At 72.0% G+C, this 17,529-nt stretch carries 14 protein-coding genes; 8 read left to right on the top strand and 6 right to left on the bottom strand.

Going from position 1 to position 17,529, the window contains the following annotated elements:
- Positions 1–85: 85 nt before the first annotated feature.
- Genes tkt through pgl form a run of 5 tightly spaced genes read left to right on the top strand, consistent with a single transcriptional unit; the run spans position 86 to position 6,787 of the window.
- Positions 86–2,188 carry a transketolase gene (gene tkt / locus ACH4C6_RS32880; protein WP_398112326.1) on the top strand — a complete coding sequence of 701 codons (2,103 nt, stop codon included), beginning with the start codon at positions 86–88 and terminating at the stop codon, positions 2,186–2,188.
- A 34-nt stretch (positions 2,189–2,222) separates the two neighbouring features.
- Positions 2,223–3,341 carry a transaldolase gene (gene tal / locus ACH4C6_RS32875; protein WP_398112325.1) on the top strand — a complete coding sequence of 373 codons (1,119 nt, stop codon included), beginning with the start codon at positions 2,223–2,225 and terminating at the stop codon, positions 3,339–3,341.
- A 4-nt stretch (positions 3,342–3,345) separates the two neighbouring features.
- Positions 3,346–4,869 (top strand): glucose-6-phosphate dehydrogenase, encoded by a 1,524-nt coding sequence (gene zwf / locus ACH4C6_RS32870; RefSeq protein ID WP_398112324.1) that lies wholly within the window; start codon positions 3,346–3,348, stop codon positions 4,867–4,869.
- On the top strand, positions 4,866–6,005 hold the full coding sequence (gene opcA, locus ACH4C6_RS32865) for a glucose-6-phosphate dehydrogenase assembly protein OpcA (protein ID WP_398112323.1): 1,140 nt from the start codon (positions 4,866–4,868) through the stop codon (positions 6,003–6,005). Before zwf ends, opcA begins: the two co-directional genes overlap by 4 nt.
- A complete protein-coding gene (pgl, locus tag ACH4C6_RS32860) occupies positions 6,002–6,787 on the top strand; it encodes a 6-phosphogluconolactonase (RefSeq protein ID WP_398112322.1) in 786 nt (261 codons plus the stop codon). Before opcA ends, pgl begins: the two co-directional genes overlap by 4 nt.
- Before the next feature lie 78 nt (positions 6,788–6,865).
- Here pgl and ACH4C6_RS32855 read toward each other — a convergent pair whose 3' ends face one another.
- The 5 genes from ACH4C6_RS32855 to ACH4C6_RS32835 form a co-directional block, all read right to left on the bottom strand.
- Positions 6,866–7,705: a carbohydrate ABC transporter permease gene (locus ACH4C6_RS32855; protein WP_398112321.1), complete on the bottom strand. Its 840-nt coding sequence runs from the start codon at positions 7,703–7,705 to the stop codon at positions 6,866–6,868.
- Positions 7,702–9,063 carry an ABC transporter permease subunit gene (locus tag ACH4C6_RS32850; protein ID WP_398112320.1) on the bottom strand — a complete coding sequence of 454 codons (1,362 nt, stop codon included), beginning with the start codon at positions 9,061–9,063 and terminating at the stop codon, positions 7,702–7,704. The genes ACH4C6_RS32855 and ACH4C6_RS32850 overlap by 4 nt, the downstream gene beginning before the upstream one ends.
- A gap of 6 nt (positions 9,064–9,069) precedes the next feature.
- Positions 9,070–10,392, bottom strand: coding sequence for an ABC transporter substrate-binding protein (locus tag ACH4C6_RS32845; protein ID WP_398112319.1), 1,323 nt, complete (start codon positions 10,390–10,392; stop codon positions 9,070–9,072).
- A gap of 97 nt (positions 10,393–10,489) precedes the next feature.
- A complete protein-coding gene (locus tag ACH4C6_RS32840) occupies positions 10,490–12,106 on the bottom strand; it encodes a glycoside hydrolase family 13 protein (RefSeq protein WP_398112318.1) in 1,617 nt (538 codons plus the stop codon).
- A gap of 205 nt (positions 12,107–12,311) precedes the next feature.
- On the bottom strand, positions 12,312–13,583 hold the full coding sequence (locus ACH4C6_RS32835) for an ABC transporter substrate-binding protein (protein ID WP_398112317.1): 1,272 nt from the start codon (positions 13,581–13,583) through the stop codon (positions 12,312–12,314).
- A gap of 122 nt (positions 13,584–13,705) precedes the next feature.
- Between ACH4C6_RS32835 and ACH4C6_RS32830 the strand changes: the two genes are divergently transcribed.
- From ACH4C6_RS32830 to ACH4C6_RS32820, 3 genes are read left to right on the top strand one after another with little or no spacing between them, the layout of a single operon-like run.
- Entirely contained in the window at positions 13,706–14,221 is a 516-nt protein-coding gene (locus ACH4C6_RS32830) for a PadR family transcriptional regulator (RefSeq protein ID WP_376331881.1), read from the top strand.
- Positions 14,218–14,976 (top strand): ABC transporter ATP-binding protein, encoded by a 759-nt coding sequence (locus tag ACH4C6_RS32825; protein WP_398112316.1) that lies wholly within the window; start codon positions 14,218–14,220, stop codon positions 14,974–14,976. The genes ACH4C6_RS32830 and ACH4C6_RS32825 overlap by 4 nt, the downstream gene beginning before the upstream one ends.
- 39 nt (positions 14,977–15,015) lie before the next feature.
- On the top strand, positions 15,016–17,298 hold the full coding sequence (locus ACH4C6_RS32820) for an FtsX-like permease family protein (RefSeq protein ID WP_398112315.1): 2,283 nt from the start codon (positions 15,016–15,018) through the stop codon (positions 17,296–17,298).
- 66 nt (positions 17,299–17,364) lie between these two features.
- On the opposite strand, the gene ACH4C6_RS32815 is transcribed toward ACH4C6_RS32820, so the two are convergent.
- Positions 17,365–17,529 (bottom strand): hypothetical protein (locus tag ACH4C6_RS32815; RefSeq protein WP_398112405.1); only part of this gene is annotated, 165 nt, incomplete at its 5' end.

Here is a 17,529-nt window from a genome sequence, read left to right as displayed (position 1 = left end):
GTCCCACGGGGGTAGGCTCGACTGCGGCCGGTGGGCGCCCCGATACACCGGCATCCGAACATGTGGAGAGGAGCCCTGACCCAGGGTGAGCATCAAGCCGACCACCACAGACCTCGAGTGGACCGAGTTGGACCAGCGGGCCGTGGACACCGCGCGTGTCCTGGCCGCCGACGCCGTACAGAAGGTCGGCAACGGCCATCCGGGTACGGCGATGAGCCTCGCGCCCGCCGCCTACACCCTCTTCCAGAAGGTGATGCGGCACGACCCGGCGGACGCCGACTGGGTCGGGCGGGACCGCTTCGTGCTGTCCGCCGGCCACTCGTCCCTGACCCTCTACACCCAGCTGTACCTGGCGGGCTTCGGCCTGGAGCTGGACGACCTGAAGTCGTTCCGCACCTGGGGTTCGAAGACCCCCGGCCACCCCGAGTACGGGCACACCACCGGCGTGGAGACGACGACCGGCCCGCTGGGGCAGGGTGTCGCCAACGCGGTGGGCATGGCGATGGCCGCCCGCTACGAGCGCGGCCTGTTCGACCCGGAGGCCCCGGAGGGCGAGTCGCCCTTCGACCACTTCGTCTACTGCATCGCCGGTGACGGCTGCCTCCAGGAGGGCATCTCCTCCGAGGCGTCCTCCCTGGCGGGCCACCAGAAGCTCGGCAACCTGATCCTGCTGTGGGACGACAACCACATCTCGATCGAGGGCGACACCGAGACGGCCGTCTCCGAGGACACCGTCAAGCGGTACGAGGCCTACGGCTGGCACGTGCAGCGGGTGCAGCCGCAGGAGAACGGCGACCTGGACCCGGCCGCGATCCACGAGGCGATCCAGCAGGCCCAGGCCGTCACGGACCGGCCGTCCTTCATCGCGATGCGCTCGATCATCGCCTGGCCGGCCCCGAACGCGCAGAACACCGAGGCCGCGCACGGCTCGGCGCTCGGCGACGACGAGGTCGCGGCCACCAAGCGCGTCCTCGGCTTCGACCCGGAGCAGTCCTTCGAGGTCTCCGACGAGGTCATCGAGCACACCCGCAAGGCGCTGGAGCGGGGCAGGGCGGCCCGCGCGGTGTGGGACAAGGCGTACCAGCAGTGGCGGGACAACAACCCCGAGCGCGCCGCCGAGTACGACCGCATCGCCCAGGGCGAGCTGCCCAAGGGCTGGGAGGAGAAGATCCCGGTCTTCGAGGTCGGCAAGGGCGTCGCGACGCGTGCCGCGTCCGGCAAGGTGCTGCAGGCGCTCGGCGGGGTCATCCCCGAGCTGTGGGGCGGCTCGGCCGACCTGGCCGGCTCCAACAACACCACCATCGACAAGACCAGCTCCTTCCTCCCGGCGGACAACCCGCTGCCGGAGGCGGACCCGTACGGCCGCACGATCCACTTCGGCATCCGCGAGCACGCGATGGCCGCCGAGATGAACGGCATCGCGCTGCACGGCAACACCCGCATCTACGGCGGCACCTTCCTGGTGTTCTCCGACTACATGCGCAACGCGGTGCGGCTGTCGGCGCTGATGCACCTGCCGGTGACGTACGTGTGGACGCACGACTCCATCGGTCTCGGTGAGGACGGCCCGACGCACCAGCCGGTCGAGCACCTCGCGTCGCTGCGCGCGATCCCGGGCTTGAACGTCGTCCGCCCGGCCGACGCCAACGAGACCGCCATCGCCTGGCGCGAGATCCTCAAGCGCTGGACGAAGGAGTTCGGCAAGGGCCAGCCGCACGGTCTGGCGCTCACGCGCCAGGGCGTACCGACCTACGAGCCCAACGACGACGCGGCCAAGGGCGGCTACGTCCTGTTCGAGGCCGAAGGGCCCGAAGGGCAGGATGCTGCGCCCGAGGTCATCCTGATCGCCACCGGCTCGGAGGTGCACGTCGCCGTCGAGGCGCGCGAGCAGCTCCAGGGCGCCGGCGTGCCCACGCGCGTGGTGTCGATGCCGTCCGTGGAGTGGTTCGAGCAGCAGGACCAGGGGTACCGGGACAGCGTCCTGCCGCCGTCCGTCCGGGCCCGTGTCGCGGTGGAGGCCGGGATCGGCCTCACCTGGCACAAGTACGTGGGGGACGCCGGCCGCATCGTTTCCCTGGAGCACTTCGGTGCTTCGGCCGACGGCAAGGTGCTGTTCCGGGAGTTCGGCTTCACCGCGGAGAACGTGGCCGCCGCCGCCCGGGAATCGATCGCCGCAGCTCAGCGCTGACGCTCATATACGACACGTAGGAGATGGAATTTCCATGACAGACGCACTCAAGCGCCTCTCCGAGGAAGGCGTGGCGATCTGGCTGGACGACCTGTCGCGCAAGCGGATCACGTCCGGCAACCTCGCCGAGCTGATCGACCAGCAGCACGTCGTGGGCGTCACCACCAACCCGTCGATCTTCCAGAAGGCGATCTCGCAGGGCGACGGCTACGACACGCAGCTGACCGACCTGGCCGCCCGTGAGGTCACCGTCGAAGAGGCCATCCGCATGATCACCACGGCGGACGTCCGCGACGCCGCCGACGTGCTGCGCCCCGTCTTCGACGCCACCGGCGGCAAGGACGGCCGGGTCTCGATCGAGGTCGACCCGCGCCTGGCGCACAACACCCGGGCCACGGTCGCCGAGGCCAAGCAGCTCGCGTGGCTGGTGGACCGGCCCAACACCCTCATCAAGATCCCGGCGACCGAGGCCGGCATCCCGGCGATCGCCGAGACCATCGGCCTGGGCATCAGCGTCAACGTGACGTTGATCTTCTCCCTGGAGCGCTACCGCAAGGTGATGGACGCGTTCCTGACCGGCCTGGAGAAGGCCAAGGAGCGCGGCCTGGACCTGTCGCAGATCCACTCCGTGGCGTCCTTCTTCGTCTCCCGCGTGGACACGGAGATCGACAAGCGGATCGACGCGCTGGGCACCGACGAGGCCAAGGCGCTGCGCGGCAAGGCCGCCGTGGCCAACGCCCGCCTCGCCTACCAGGCCTACGAGGAGGTCTTCTCCTCGGACCGCTGGAACGCCCTGGAGAAGGCCGGCGCCAACAAGCAGCGTCCGCTGTGGGCGTCGACCGGCGTCAAGGACAAGGCGTACAGCGACACCATGTACGTCACCGACCTCGTCGCCCCGAACACGGTGAACACCATGCCGGAGGCGACCCTGTTCGCCACCGAGGACCACGGCGAGATCACGGGCGACACCGTCGCCGGCACCTACGAGCAGGCCCGCGCCGACCTCGACGCCGTCGAGCGGCTGGGCATCAAGTACGACGAGGTCGTGCAGCTGCTGGAGAAGGAGGGAGTCGAGAAGTTCGAGGACTCCTGGAACGACCTGCTGAAGTCGACCGAGGCCGAGCTGAAGCGCCTCGCCCCCTCGGAGGGCTGAACAGGTGTCGAGCAGCAATCCGCTGCGTGACCCCGCGGACCGACGGCTCCCGCGCATCGCGGGGCCGTCGGGCCTGGTCATTTTCGGCGTCACGGGCGACCTCTCCCGCAAGAAGCTCATGCCGGCCGTGTACGACCTCGCCAACCGGGGCCTGCTCCCGCCGGGCTTCTCGCTGGTGGGCTTCGCCCGCCGCGAGTGGGCGCACGAGGACTTCGCGCAGGAGGTGCACGACGCGGTCAAGGAACACGCGCGCACGCCCTTCCGCGAGGAGGTCTGGCAGCAGCTCATCCAGGGCATGCGGTTCGTGCAGGGCACGTTCGACGACGACGACGCCTTCGAGCGGCTGCGCTCCACGATCGAGGAGCTCGACAAGGCGCAGGGCACGGGCGGGAACTTCGCCTTCTACCTCTCGGTGCCGCCGTCGGCCTTCCCGGTGGTCATCAAGCAGCTGAAGAAGCACCAGCTGGCCGACCAGCCGGGCGGTTCCTGGCGGCGCGCGATCATCGAGAAGCCGTTCGGCCACAACCTGGAGTCGGCCGAGGAGCTCAACAAGGTCGTCCACGAGGTCTTCGCCCCGGACCAGGTCTTCCGCATCGACCACTACCTGGGCAAGGAGACCGTCCAGAACATCCTGGCGCTGCGCTTCGCCAACACGATGTTCGAGCCGATCTGGAACCGGTCCTTCGTGGACCATGTGCAGATCACCATGGCCGAGGACATCGGCATCGGCGGCCGGGCCGGCTACTACGACGGCATCGGCGCCGCCCGCGACGTCATCCAGAACCACCTGCTCCAGCTGATGGCGCTCACCGCGATGGAGGAGCCCGCCTCCTTCGACGCGGACGCGCTCGCCGCGGAGAAGACCAAGGTGCTCGGGGCCGTGCGGCTGCCGCAGGACCTGGGCCGCGACACCGTGCGCGCCCAGTACGCGGCCGGCTGGCAGGGCGGCACCAAGGTGCGCGGCTACCTGGAGGAGGACGGCATCGACGCCTCCTCCAAGACCGACACCTACGCCGCGGTCAAGCTGGAGATCGACAACCGCCGCTGGGCGGGCGTCCCCTTCTACCTGCGCACGGGCAAGCGGCTGGGCCGCCGGGTGACGGAGATCGCCGTCGTCTTCCAGCGGGCCCCGCACTCCCCCTTCGACTCCACGGCCACCGAGGAGCTCGGCTCCAACGCGATCGTCATCCGCGTCCAGCCGGACGAGGGCGTCACGGTCCGCTTCGGCTCGAAGGTGCCGGGCACGTCCATGGAGATCCGGGACGTGTCGATGGACTTCGCGTACGGCGAGTCCTTCACGGAGTCCAGCCCGGAGGCGTACGAGCGTCTCATCCTGGACGTCCTGCTGGGTGACTCGAACCTCTTCCCGCGCACCGAGGAGGTCGAGCTGTCCTGGAAGATCCTCGACCCGATCGAGGAGTACTGGGACACCAACGGCAAGCCCGCCCAGTACCCGGCCGGTACCTGGGGCCCGGCCGAGGCGGACGACATGCTCGAGCGACACGGACGGAGCTGGCGCCGGCCATGAAGATAGACCTGACCGACACCACGGCCAGCAAGATCAACAAGGCGCTGGTGCAGGGCCGCCGGGCGATCGGCACCCCGGCGGTCGGCATGGTGCTCACGCTGGTCATCGTGACGGACGAGGAGAACGCCTACGACGCGCTGAAGGCCGCGAGCGACGCCTCGCGCGAGCACCCCTCGCGCACGCTCGTCGTCATCAAGCGCGTCTCCCGCTCCCCCCGGGACCGCACGCAGTCCCGCCTCGACGCGGAGGTCCGCGTCGGCGCGGAGGCCGGCACCGGCGAGACCGTGATCCTCCGGCTGTACGGCGAGGTCGTGGACCACGCCCAGTCGGTGGTGCTGCCGCTGCTGCTGCCGGACGCCCCGGTGGTGGTCTGGTGGCCGGTGAACGCTCCGCTCGACCCGGCGAAGGACCCCCTGGGGGCCCTCGGGCAGCGCCGCGTCACCGACACCTACGCCTCCGAGCAGCCGGTGCGGGACCTGGCCACCCGGGCCGGGGCGTACACCCCCGGTGACACGGACCTGTCCTGGACGCGCATCACGCCCTGGCGCTCGATGCTGGCGGCGGCGCTCGACCAGATCACCTGCGAGGTGAAGGCCGTCGAGGTGGAGGGCGAGGAGTTCAACCCGAGCTGCGAGCTGCTGGCGATGTGGCTCGCGGACCGGCTGGACGTTCCCGTGAAGCGCTCCCGGTCCGGCGGCCCCGGTCTGACGGCGGTCCGCATGGACACCGACTGCGGCCCGATCCAGCTGGACCGGGCCGACGGCTCCCTGGCGACGCTCACCATCGAGGGCCAGCCGCCCCGTGCGGTGGCGCTCAAGCGCCGGGAGACGGCCGAGCTGATCGCGGAGGAGCTGCGGCGGCTCGACCCGGACGACACCTACGCCTCGGCGCTGCGCTACGGCGTGGAGCGGCTGACGGGCTCCGGGTCGGCGACGGCCTCGCAGGAGCAGGCGGTGGCCAAAGGAGAACCGGGGTCCGGCGGTGGGTCCGGAAGCGGCGGCGGACGGGACCGGCTCGGTGTCCCCGCCCCGGTCGAGGAGGCTGCGAAAGCTCCCGCTGCGCAGGCGACGGCGCAGGCACCGGTGAAGCAGCAGCCGCCGACGCCGGAACCGGTGCGGAAGGGGGACCCGAGGTGAGCACGACTCCCCAGCTGGTCGTCCACCGCGACAAGGAGCTGATGGCGCAGGCCGCGGCGGCGCGGCTGATCACCCGGATCGTGGACGCGCAGTCCTCCCGGGGCTCGGCGTCGGTGGTCCTCACGGGCGGCCGCAACGGCAACGGCCTGCTGGCCGCGCTGGCGGCCGCACCGGCCCGGGACGCGGTCGACTGGTCCCGGCTGGACCTGTGGTGGGGCGACGAGCGCTTCCTGCCGGAGGGCGACCCGGAGCGCAACGTCACCCAGGCCCGTGAGGCACTGCTCGACGCGGTGCCGCTCGATCCGAAGCGGGTGCACGCGATGCCCGCCTCGGACGGCCCGCACGGCGACGACGTGGAGGCGGCGGCGGCCGCCTACGCGGAGGAACTGGCAGCGGCGGCCGGGCCCGAGGACCACGGCCCCGTGCCGGCGTTCGACGTGCTGATGCTGGGCGTCGGCCCGGACACGCACGTGGCGTCGCTGTTCCCGGAGCTGCCGGCGGTGCGCGAGACGGACCGCACGGTCGTCGGCGTCCACGGGGCGCCCAAGCCCCCGCCGACCCGGGTGACGCTGACGCTGCCGGCGATCCGCGCGGCCCGCGAGGTGTGGCTGCTGGCGGCCGGCGAGGACAAGGCGTCGGCGGCGGCGATCGCACTGTCCGGCGCGGGCGAGATCCAGGCCCCGGCGGCGGGCGCCTACGGCCGCAGCCGCACCCTGTGGCTCCTGGACACCGCGGCGGCGTCCCAGCTCCCGCGCTCGCTGTACCCGCCGGCTTCGGCCTAGGGTTTCGGCTCGAAGTCCTCGCCCACCCGCGACCGGCGTCAGGACGGTCGCGGGTGGGCGAAGGCGTGTCGGGCGCGGCTACTTGACCGAGCCCGCCATCACGCCCTGGACGAAGTGCTTCTGGAAGGCGAAGAAGACGACGACCGGGACGATCAGGGACAGGAACGCGCCCGGGGCCAGGACGTCGATGTTGCTGCCGAACTGGCGTATCTGGGACTGCAGTTCCACGGTCAGCGGCTGGGACGCGCTGTCGGCGAAGAGCAACGCCACGAGCATGTCGTTCCACACCCACAGGAACTGGAAGATGGCCAGCGAGGCGATCGCCGGGCGGCCGACGGGCAGCACCAGGCGTGTGAAGATGCGCCATTCGCTGCCGCCGTCCATCCGCGCGGCCTCCAGCATCTCCTTCGGCATCTCGGCGAAGTAGTTGCGCAGGAGGAACACCGCGAAGGGCAGTCCGTACGCCACGTGGAAGAGGACGACTCCGGGGATCGTGCCGAACAGGCCCAGCTGGCCGAAGAGTTTGGCGACCGGCAGCAGGCCGATCTGGACGGGCACTACCAACAGCGCCACCACGACCAGGAACACCGGCTCCCGGCCGGGGAAGTCCAGCCAGGCGAAGGCGTATCCGGCCAGGGCCGCGACGACCACGACCAGGACCGTCGTCGGCACCGAGATCAGCACCGTGTTCCAGAAGGCCTGGGTGATCCCGGCGTTCCCCAGCAGCGACGAGTAGTTGTCGAAGGACAGCTGCCCGGGGCTGGAGAACACCGTCCACCAGCCGCCCTTCGCCGTGTCCTCGGCGGACCGGAGCGAGGACAGGAACAGCCCGGCCAGCGGGGTCATCCACACCAGGCCGACCAGCACGAGGAAGGCCTGGACGACGCCGTTGCCCAGGGAGCGCCGTACCGCGTTCATCGCTGACTCCTTCGGAAGCGGCGGACGTTGAAGACCATGGCCGGGACGACCAGCAGCAGGAGCAGGACGCCGAGCGCGCTGCCGAGGCCCTGGTTGTTGCCGCCGCCGAACGACACCAGCCACATCTGCGTCGCGAGGACGGTCGCGTCCTCCTGCACGGGTCCGGGCGCGATGATGTACACGAGGTCGAACACCTTCATCACGTTGATCACGAGCGTGATGAAGACGACCGTGAGGACCGGGGCGAGCAGCGGGACCGTGATGCGGCGGAAGATCTGCCACTCGCTCGCGCCGTCCATGCGCGCCGCCTCCAGCGCGTCCCGGGGCAGTGTCGACAGACCCGCGCCGATCAGGACCATCGCGAAACCGGTCCAGATCCACAGGTAGGCGCCGATGATCGCCGGGGTGACCAGCGCCGGGCCCAGCCAGGAGACGCCCTCGTAGGGCGGGGCGAAGTTCGCCGACGGCAGCGTCACCGTGTACGAGCCCGGTTCGAGGCCCTCGAAGCGGAAGGAGCCGTCGGCGGCGGTGGTGGCCGAGGCGACGGTCTCGCCGCCGCGGACCGCCTCGACCTTCATCTGCGGCAGTCCGCTCTCCCGCGCGTCGACCCTGCCCTGCTCCCCTCCCCCGCCGGGGGTGAAGTCCAGGTAGACGACGCCGCGCAGTTCGTCCGCGGCGGGCTTCCGCCCGGCCGCCCCGGACGCGGGCCGCGCGTCGCCGGGCAGGTCCGCGGGCCGGACGCCGACCAGGCCGAGTGCGACCGCGTCCCCGGGTGAGAGGGAGGCGCTCGTGCGGTACGAGCCGTCCTTGCCCTTGGTCAGGCCCTGCCCGTCGCGGGCCCGGGCCGTCGGGTAGGTGGACCGGTCCGCGAAGGCGTCGTGGACGGAGACGACCGCCGCGTTCAGCACGCCCTTGTCCGGGTCCTCGTCGTAGGCGAGGCGGAAGATGATGCCGGCGGCGAGGAAGGAGACCGCCATCGGCATGAACAGCAGCAGTTTGAACGCCGTGGCCCAGCGGACCTTCTCGACCAGGACGGCCAGGATCAGCCCGAGCCCGGTGAGCAGCGCCGGGGCCACGACGACCCAGATGGCCGTGTTGCGCACGGCCTTGAGGGTCGCCGGGTCGCGGAACATCTCGGTGTAGTTGTCGCCGCCGACGAAGGTCGTGCCGGAGGCGTCGAAGAAGCTGCGGCCGATGCTGAACAGCACGGGGTAGACGACGAGCGCCCCGAGCAGCAGCAGTGCGGGCAGCACGAACAGCAGGGCGACGGTTCTGCCGCGCCGCCGCAGGCGCCGGGTGCGGTCGGCGTCCGGGGCCGGCGGCGGGGAACTCGTCTCTTTCACGAGGGTCGCGGTCACGGCGTATCAGTCCTGGTACGCCTTGGCCGCCGCGGCCTCCAGCTTCGCCGCGGTGCCCTTGGGGTCGGAGGGGTCGCGCAGGAAGTCCTGGAGCAGCTTCCACTCGCCGGTGCCCTTCGTGCCGCCGAAGGCCGCGGGGGCCTGGTCGGACATGTCGAAGCGGACCGAGTCGCCGGCCTCGACGAGGGACTCGGCGGTGGCGCGGGTGACGTCGTCGCCGTAGGAGGCGAGGTCGAGCTTCTTGTTCGGGGAGAGGAAGCCGCCGGCCTCGGCCCACACCGCGGAGGCTTCGGGGGTGGCCAGGTACTCCAGGAGGGCCTGGGCGGCCTTCTGGTTCTTGCCGTCCTTCAGGACGACGGCGGCGTCGCCGCCGCTGACGACCGGGGCCTCGCCGCCGCCGACCGCCGGGAAGGGGAAGAAGTTCGCGTCCTCGCCGACCTTCCTGCCGAACTGGTCCTTGGCGACACCGGCGACGAAGTCGCCCTCGTAGACCATGCCGGCCTCGGGCTCGGGCCCGAACACCTTCTCCACCGAGCCGGGGAAGTCGGTGTTCAGCGCGCCCTTCTGGCCGCCGGCGATGAGCTGCTTGTCCTTGAACAGCTTGCCGAGGGTGGTGAGGGCGTCGACGACGGAGGAGTCGGTCCACTTCAGTTCGTGCGCGGCGAGCGCGTCGTACTTCTCGGGCCCGGCCTGCGAGAGGTAGATGTTCTCGAACCAGTCGGTGAGGGTCCAGCCGTCCTGTCCGGCGACGGAGAACGCGGCGAGGCCGGAGTCGGAGACGGTCTGCCCGGCCTTCAGCATCTCGTCGTAGGTCTTGGGGGGCTTGACGCCCGCCTGGTCGAGGGCGTCGGGGCTGTACCAGACGGTCGACTTGTGGGCGGCCTTGAAGTACAGGCCGTACAGCTTGCCGTCGACGCTGCCGTAGTTCTTCCACACCGGCGCGTAGCCCGCGTCGACGGCCTGCTCGGTCTTCTGCGACAGCGGCTTGAGCCAGCCCTTCTGCGCGAACTGCTTGAGCACGCCGACCTGCGGGACCATCACGACGTCGGGGGCGTTGCCACCCTCGATCTTGCTGCCGACGACGGTGGAGACGTTGTCGCCGGTGGACGTGAACTGCGTCTTGGCGCCGGTCTTCTCGGTGAAGGCGTCCAGCACCTTCTGGAAGTTCTTCTGCTCGGTGCCGGACCAGACGCCGGCCACGGTGACGGTCTGGCCGTCGAGCGCCTTGTCCCCGCCGCCGGCCGAGACGGGCCCGCCGCCGCAGGCGGTCGCGCCGAGCGCCAGCACGAGGGCGGTGCAGCCGGTGAGCAGGGTGGTACGTCGCATCATCGTCGATGTCCCTTCGGAGGGTTCGCTTGCGGGGAGTTCGCTCGCGCGGATGTTGCTTACGCGGGTGTTGCTTGCGCGGGTGTCGCGTGCGGGGTGGTCAGGTACGGATCCACCAGGCGGCCGTCGAGCCGGAGAGGACTCCGGGCGGGCAGGAGCCGCTGGCGAGCAGGGGGGTGCCGGGGACCGGCGCGGGGGTCGGGGCGGTGCCGAAGTTGACGGCACAGACGAGATCGCCGCGTTCGAAGGCCAGGACGCCGGGCGGGGAGTCCAGCCAGCGCAGCGTGCCCTCGCCCAACTGGGGCAGCGCGGAGCGCAGTTGGAGTCCGTCGCGGTACAGGTGCCAGAAGGAGCGGGTGTCGGCGAGGGCCCGGTCGGTGGCGTACTCGGCGAAGTACTCCGGTTGCGGCAGCCACGGCTTGGCGCTCTCGGCGCCGGGGGTGAAGCCGAACGGCGAGGCCTGCCCCGACCAGGGCAGCGGCACGCGGCAGCCGTCGCGGATGCGGGCCCTGCTGCCGGTGCGGCGGAAGATCGGGTCGGTGAGCACGTCGTCCGGCAGGTCCACGACCTCCGGCAGTCCGAGCTCCTCGCCCTGGTAGATGTACGCGGCGCCGGGCAGGGCCAGCATCAGCAGGGCGGCGGCGCGGGCGCGGGCGGCGCCGAGGCCGCTGCCCTCGGTGGCGGGTTCGCCGTAGCGGGTCACGGTGCGGACCTGGTCGTGGTTGTTGAGGACCCAGGTGACCGTCGAGCCGGTGCCGGCGATGTCGTGCATGGCCTCGGAGATGACCTTGCGGAAGGCGTCCGGGTCCCAGGGTGCGCTGAGCAGGTCGAAGAAGAAGGCCTGGTGGAGTTCGTCGGGCCGTACGTAGCGGGCGTGCTCGCGTGCGGTCGGGACCGAGACCTCGCCGACGAGGAGGCGTTCGGCGCCGTCGCGCTCGGTGTACTCCTCGCACAGGGAGCGCCAGCGGCGCCACACGTCGTGCACCTCGGGCTGGTTCCAGGCGAGGGGGTTGACCGAGTCGCGGGTGCGGGCGTCGGCCTCCGGGTCGTCGGAGTCGGGCAGGTCGGGGTGCTTGAAGAGGCCGGCGGCGACGTCGATGCGGAAGCCGTCGATGCCCCGGTCGAGCCAGAAGCGCAGGATGCGCTCGAACTCGGCGGCGATCTCCGGGTTGCGCCAGTTCCAGTCGGGCTGCTCGGGCGCGAACATGTGCAGGTACCACTGGCCGGGCCGGCCGTCGGGCTCGGTCACCCGGGTCCAGGCGGGGCCGCCGAACATGGAGTGCCAGTTGTTGGGCGGCTCCGACCCGTCGGGGCCGCGGCCGTCGGCGAAGTGGAAGCGGGCGCGGGCGGGGCTGCCGGGCGGGGCGGCGAGCGCCTCGCGGAACCAGGGGTGCTCGCTGGAGCAGTGGTTCGGGACGATGTCGAGCAGCACCTTGACGTTCAGCCGGTGTGCGGAGCCGACCAGCAGGTCGAACTCGCCGAGGTCCCCGAAGACCGGGTCGACGTCGCAGTAGTCGGCCACGTCGTAGCCGTGGTCGTGCTGCGGCGAGGGGTAGAAGGGGCTCAGCCAGATCCCGTCGACGCCGAGCTTCTTCAGGTAGGGCAGTCCCGCGCGGACGCCGGCGAGGTCGCCGACGCCGTCGCCGGTGCTGTCCAGGAAGCTGCGGACGTAGACCTGGTAGATCACTGCGTCACGCCACCAGTGGTGCCTGTTCAACCCATCGACCTGTCTCTGTGGAGGGGCAGCGGTTATGCATGCATGTTAAGTAGGCGTGTCGAGAGAGTGTCAATGAAAAGGCAGAAGCTACTGGAGAGTTGATGTGGGGCGAACCGCTACAAAGAGGGCATCTCGTCGGCAGATGAGACGTCCGCGTTACCTAACATGTAACTAGGAGAGGGCGGACTCGGCCGCCGGGACCCGGCTAGCGGCGAGAGATGAGGGCGAGTTCGCGCGCCAGCCGGCGCACCGCCGCCTCGGGCGTCTGGTGCCCGGCCATCGCGTCGTGCACGACCGCCTGGACGACCAGGCTGACCTGGTCGTAGCGCGGGCTCTTGGGGCGCGGCTCGGCCGCGATCACGCTCTCGCGCAGGGTCGGCAGGTACGGGAAGCGGCGGATCAGCGCCGGGTCCCGGTAGAGGTCGGCACGGACGGGCGGCAGCGCGCCCCGGGTGAGGACCTGGCGCTGGACCGGCTCACTGGTGAGGTAGGCGATCAGCCGGGCCGCCGAGTCCGGGTGCCGGGCGTGGGCGCTGACGGCCAGGTTGGAGCCGCCCAGGACGCTCGTCCCGGGCCCCTCCCGGCCGGGCAGCGGCACGGCGCCGACCTTCCCGGCCACCTTCGACCCCGGGGCGGAGGCCCCGACATAGGCGTAGGGCCAGTTGCGCAGGAAGAGCAGCCGGCCGTCCTGGAAGGCCTGCTTGGACTCCTCCTCCTTGTACGACAGGGCCTCCCGCGGGATCCAGCCCTCGCGCACACCCCGTGCCAGGAATCCGATGCCCTCACGGGCGGCCGCCGAGTCGACGGTGACACGCTCGCCCTCGTCGCCGAGGATCGAGCCGCCCGCGGAGTAGACCGCCTCCGCCGCGTTGACCGTGAGGCCCTCGTACGGCAGGAACTGCCCGGCGTACCCGTCCAGCCCGTACTGGGGGGCGATCGTCCGCGCGTAGCGCTCCAGCTCGGCCCAGGTGCGCGGCGGCTCGACGCCCTCCTTCGCGAGCACGTCCTTGCGGTAGAGGAGCAGGCCCGCGTTGGTGACGTAGGGGACGGCGTAGAGCCGGTCGTCGTAGGTGGCCGTGTCCACGACCGGCCGGAGGAACGTCTTCAGCGGGAACCGGTCGCGCGGCAGGGGCCTGATCCAGCCCGCGGCGGCGAAGTCCGAGGTCCAGTTGACGTCGATGTTGAGCACGTCGAACCGGCTGCGGTCGCCGTCGCGCAGATCGGTGATCATCTGCGCCTGGGTCTCGTCGGCCGAGTCGGGCAGTTCGACGAGGGTGACCTTCTCGGCGGGATGGGCGCGGTTCCAGCCGTCCAGCAGGGGGCCGAGGTAGCCGGTGAGGTCCCCGGCGGTGGCGAGGGTGAGCGGCCCGCGGCCGTCCCGGGAGGGTTCACCGGCCTGCGCTCCGGCGGCGACATGACCGGTCAGGACCACGACGAGAACGAGGAGGCCCCTACCGGCGGCGTGGATCCACCGCATAGGTTCCTCCCTGTACACCGGCGACGGGCACCCTTGCCCGGAATCAGAGGCCATGTATACCTGTTAGGTATGGGCGATACTAGGGCCTGGAGCACATTGGACCGGACAGGAGGACTGCACGCGTGCGCCTGCCCCTCCTGGCTCTCCTCGCCCGCGGACCCGCCCACGGCTACGAGCTCAAGCAGGACCTTGAGCAACTGCTGGGCTCCGCGTACCCTCAGCCGAACGTCGGCCAGGTCTATGTGACCCTCGGCCGCCTCGAGAAGTCGGGACTGATCGAGGGCGAGGACGTCGCACAGTCCAGCCGGCCCAACAAGAAGGTCTACCACCTCACCGAGGCCGGGCGGGAGGCGCTGCGCGCCTGGTTCGAGGAGCCCGAGGACGAGCCGCGGGTGCGGGACGAGTTCTTCATGAAGCTGGCACTCGCCCCGCAGACCGGTCTCGCCGACCAGGTGGCCCTGATCAACCAGCAGCGGCGCCAGTACCTGAACACCATGCGGCAGCTGTCGAGGCTGGCCGCCGCCGAAGACCGCGACAACCGCATCGCCCACCTGCTGATCGAGGGCGCGATGCTGCACCTGCAGGCCGACCTCGACTGGCTGGAGCGGTGCCAGGAAGAGCTGGAGGAGCTGGAGTGAGCGACGACCGTCCCGCTCCTGTGCTGCGCGCCGAGGGCCTGGTGAAGACGCACCACGGCGAGGGCGCGCCCGCCCGGGCCGTGCGCGGGGTCGACCTGAGCGTGCGGCGGGGCGAGTTCGTGGCGATCACCGGCCCCTCCGGCGCCGGCAAGTCCACGCTGCTGCATCTGCTCGGCGGGCTCCAGCGGCCGGACGCGGGGCGCATCTGGCTCGACGGCGAGTCCACCGAGACCTACGGCGAGGCCCGCTGGGCCGTGGAGCGCCGCAAGCGGATCGGGATCGTCTTCCAGTTCTTCAACCTGGTGTCCAACCTGTCCGTCGCCGACAACGTCGAGCTGCCCGCCCTGCTCGCCGGGACGTCGCCGAAGCAGGCGCGCGCCGAGCGGGAGGCGCTGCTGGCCGAGCTGGGCCTGACCGGCAAGGAGCGCAGCATGCCGGGCGAACTGTCCGGCGGTGAGCAGCAACGCGTTGCCCTGGCCCGGGCGCTGGTCAACCACCCCCCGCTGCTGCTGGCCGACGAGCCCGCGGGCAGCCTGGACAGCAAGGGCACCCGCGAGGTGATGCGGCTGCTCTCCCGCTTCCACCAGCGCGGCCAGACGATCCTGCTGGTCACGCACGACGCACGGCTGGCGAGCGCGGCGGACCGGGTGATCAGCTTCTTCGACGGCCGGATCGCCGACGACGCGGAACTGGACGGCGGCACCACCCCGCCGCGCCGCTCCGGGATCTCCGGTGTGCTGGAGCTCCGGGACTGACATGCGCGGGTACGACACACCCCGGAAGGGCTGACCCGTATGCGAGCCACCCTGCGCTGGGCCCACTCCGATCTGCGCACGCACCGCGGCGAGGCGCTGTTCCTCGTCCTCGCCACCGCGGGCGTCGTCGCCTCCCTGCTGCTGGCCACCGCCCTGTTCGGGTACGCGACCAACCCCTGGCAGCGCGTCTTCACGCAGTCGCACGGCGCGCACGTGTGGCTGCACACCGACTCCTCCGCCGACGCGGGCAGACTGGCCGCGCTGGACGGAGTCGACGAGGTCGCCGGACCGTATCCCACCGCCGCCACCAGCGTCTCCGCCCGCGGCAGCCGTGCCTCGGTCGAACTGCGCTCCACCGCCCAGCGCCCGTCCGTCGGCCGCCCGCCGCTCGTCTCCGGGCACTGGCTCGACCCCGCGACGCCCGACGGCGTCGTGCTGGAGAGCCGCCTGGCCCGGGCGCTGCTGGTCCAGCCCGGCGACACCCTGGAGGTGCCCGGCACCGCCCGCCGGCTGACCGTCGTCGGCCTCGCCGACAGCGCCGAGCCGCGCTACCGGCCCGGTGAGCAGCCGGGCCTCGTGTGGGCGCTGCCGGCGGCCGTGCCGGATCCAGGGGGCCAGGTCATCGGGCTGCGGCTGACCGACCCGGGCGACACGTCCTACGTCGTGCAGCGGGCCGTGACCGTGCTGGGGGCGGGCGCGATCGGCGAGGTCTCCACCTGGCAGCAGGCCCGCGCCGAGGCCCAGGGGGACAACCGGCTGCTCGGGCAGGTGCTCGGACTGTTCGGCCTGGGCGCGCTGGTCGCCGCCGGCCTCGCCGTGCACGGCGCGATCAGCACCCGTATCCGGGGCCATCTGCGCGACCTGTCGGTACTGAAGGCGATCGGCTTCACACCCGGGCAGGTCGTGCGCGTCTTCCTCCTTCAGCACCTCGCCTACGCCCTGCTCGGCGCGGTGTCGGCCGCCGCCCTGGCCGAGGCCCTGGGCAGCCGGATCCCGGGCCGGCTCGGGGACGCGGTCGGGGTGTGGCAGGGACTGCCCGGGCACACGGTGGCGCTGCTCGTGGTCCCCGCCGGGGCGGTGCTGTTCATCGGCGCGACCACCGGGCTCGCCGCCTGGCGCGCCGGGCGGGTGCCGCCGGTGCCGGTGCCCCGGCCCGCCGCGACCCCGGGCGGGCGGTTGTCCGGCGTGGCCCGCCGGGCGCTCGGTGTGCGGGTGCCGCCCGCACTCGTCCTGGGCTGGCACACGGCGTTCCCCCGCCGTCCCCGCTCGCTGGCCACGGTCGCCCGCCTCGCGCTGCCGCTGCTGCTGATCGTGGTGGCGGTGAGCGCGTGGACCACCCTCGACCGCTTCCACAGCCGGCCCGAGCAGGTCGGTCTGCCCACCACCCTGAGCGTCCGCGCCGATTCCGGACCGGACGAGCGGGGCGTCCGCGCGCTCCTGGAGGACGACCCGCAGGTCGCCGCCGCCTACCCGGGCGTCGAGACGGCCGCCCTGGTACCGGGCCAGACCGCGACCATCGCCCTGCGCGGCCTCGGCACCCGGGCCGAGCCCTATCCGTACAGCCTCGCCGAGGGCCGTCCCGCCCGCGGCGCCGACGAGGCCGTGGCCGGGCAGGGGCTGCTCGACCTGCTGGACGTGCGCGTCGGGGACTGGGTGCGCATGACCGTCGGGGACCAGCCGCAGATCCTGCACATCGTGGGCCGCAGCATCGAACCGGAGAACGCCGGCCGGGTGATCTCGACGTCGCTCGACACCCTCCGCGCCAACGACCCCGGGCTCCGCCCCACCCTCTACGAACTGCGGCTGAAGCCCGGCGCCGATCCCGCGGAGGTCGCCGGGCGGCTCGCCTCGGCCGGGCACGGCCGCCTCGACGTGCACGCCGTGACCAACCCGGCCGACGGGCTCTCCCCGCTGCGCGCCGTGGTCGCCGGGCTGATCGCCGTCCTCGCCCTGATCGGGCTGATCGAGCTGCTCACCGCGATCGGCGGCACCGTCCGCGAGGGGGAGCGGGACCTGCTGGCGCTGAAGGCCGTCGGCCTGTCCCCCCGGCAGATCACGGCGGTCACCGTCACGGCCACCGGCCTCACCGCCCTGGCGGCCGTGCTCGCCGCCACCGCCCTGGGGCTGCCCCTCGCCCGGTGGCTGATCGACGCCCAGGGCAGGTCGAGCGGCATCGGCGCGGGCATCGCGCAGGGCCCCTCGGCACTCCTCGTGGTGCTGCTCGGGGCCGCGGCGGTGCTCTGCGCGGCCGCCCTGGCCGCCGTCCCCGCCGCCCGGTCGGCCCGGCGCCGCCTCGCCGACACCCTCAGCGCCGTGGCCTGACGCCCTCCGGCGGGCGGGGTCCGGCCCCGCCCGCCGTGCGTGACGCTTCACGCTGTCCCGTGACCGTCACCGACGGCCGCGCGCCTCCCGGTACGCGGCGACCAGCGCCCGGGTCGAGGCGTCCAGGCCCTCGACCTCCGCGCCCTCGGTGAGGGCGGGTTCGACGCGCTTGGCGAGGACCTTGCCGAGTTCGACGCCCCATTGGTCGAAGGAGTCGATGTTCCACACCGC

It is taken from the genome of Streptomyces sp. NPDC017943, assembly GCF_044328425.1.
Taxonomy (GTDB): Bacteria; Actinomycetota; Actinomycetes; order Streptomycetales; family Streptomycetaceae; genus Streptomyces; species Streptomyces djakartensis_A.
The sequence above is the reverse complement of the archived record's forward strand: the minus strand, read 5'-3'. Positions and strand labels throughout refer to the sequence as shown.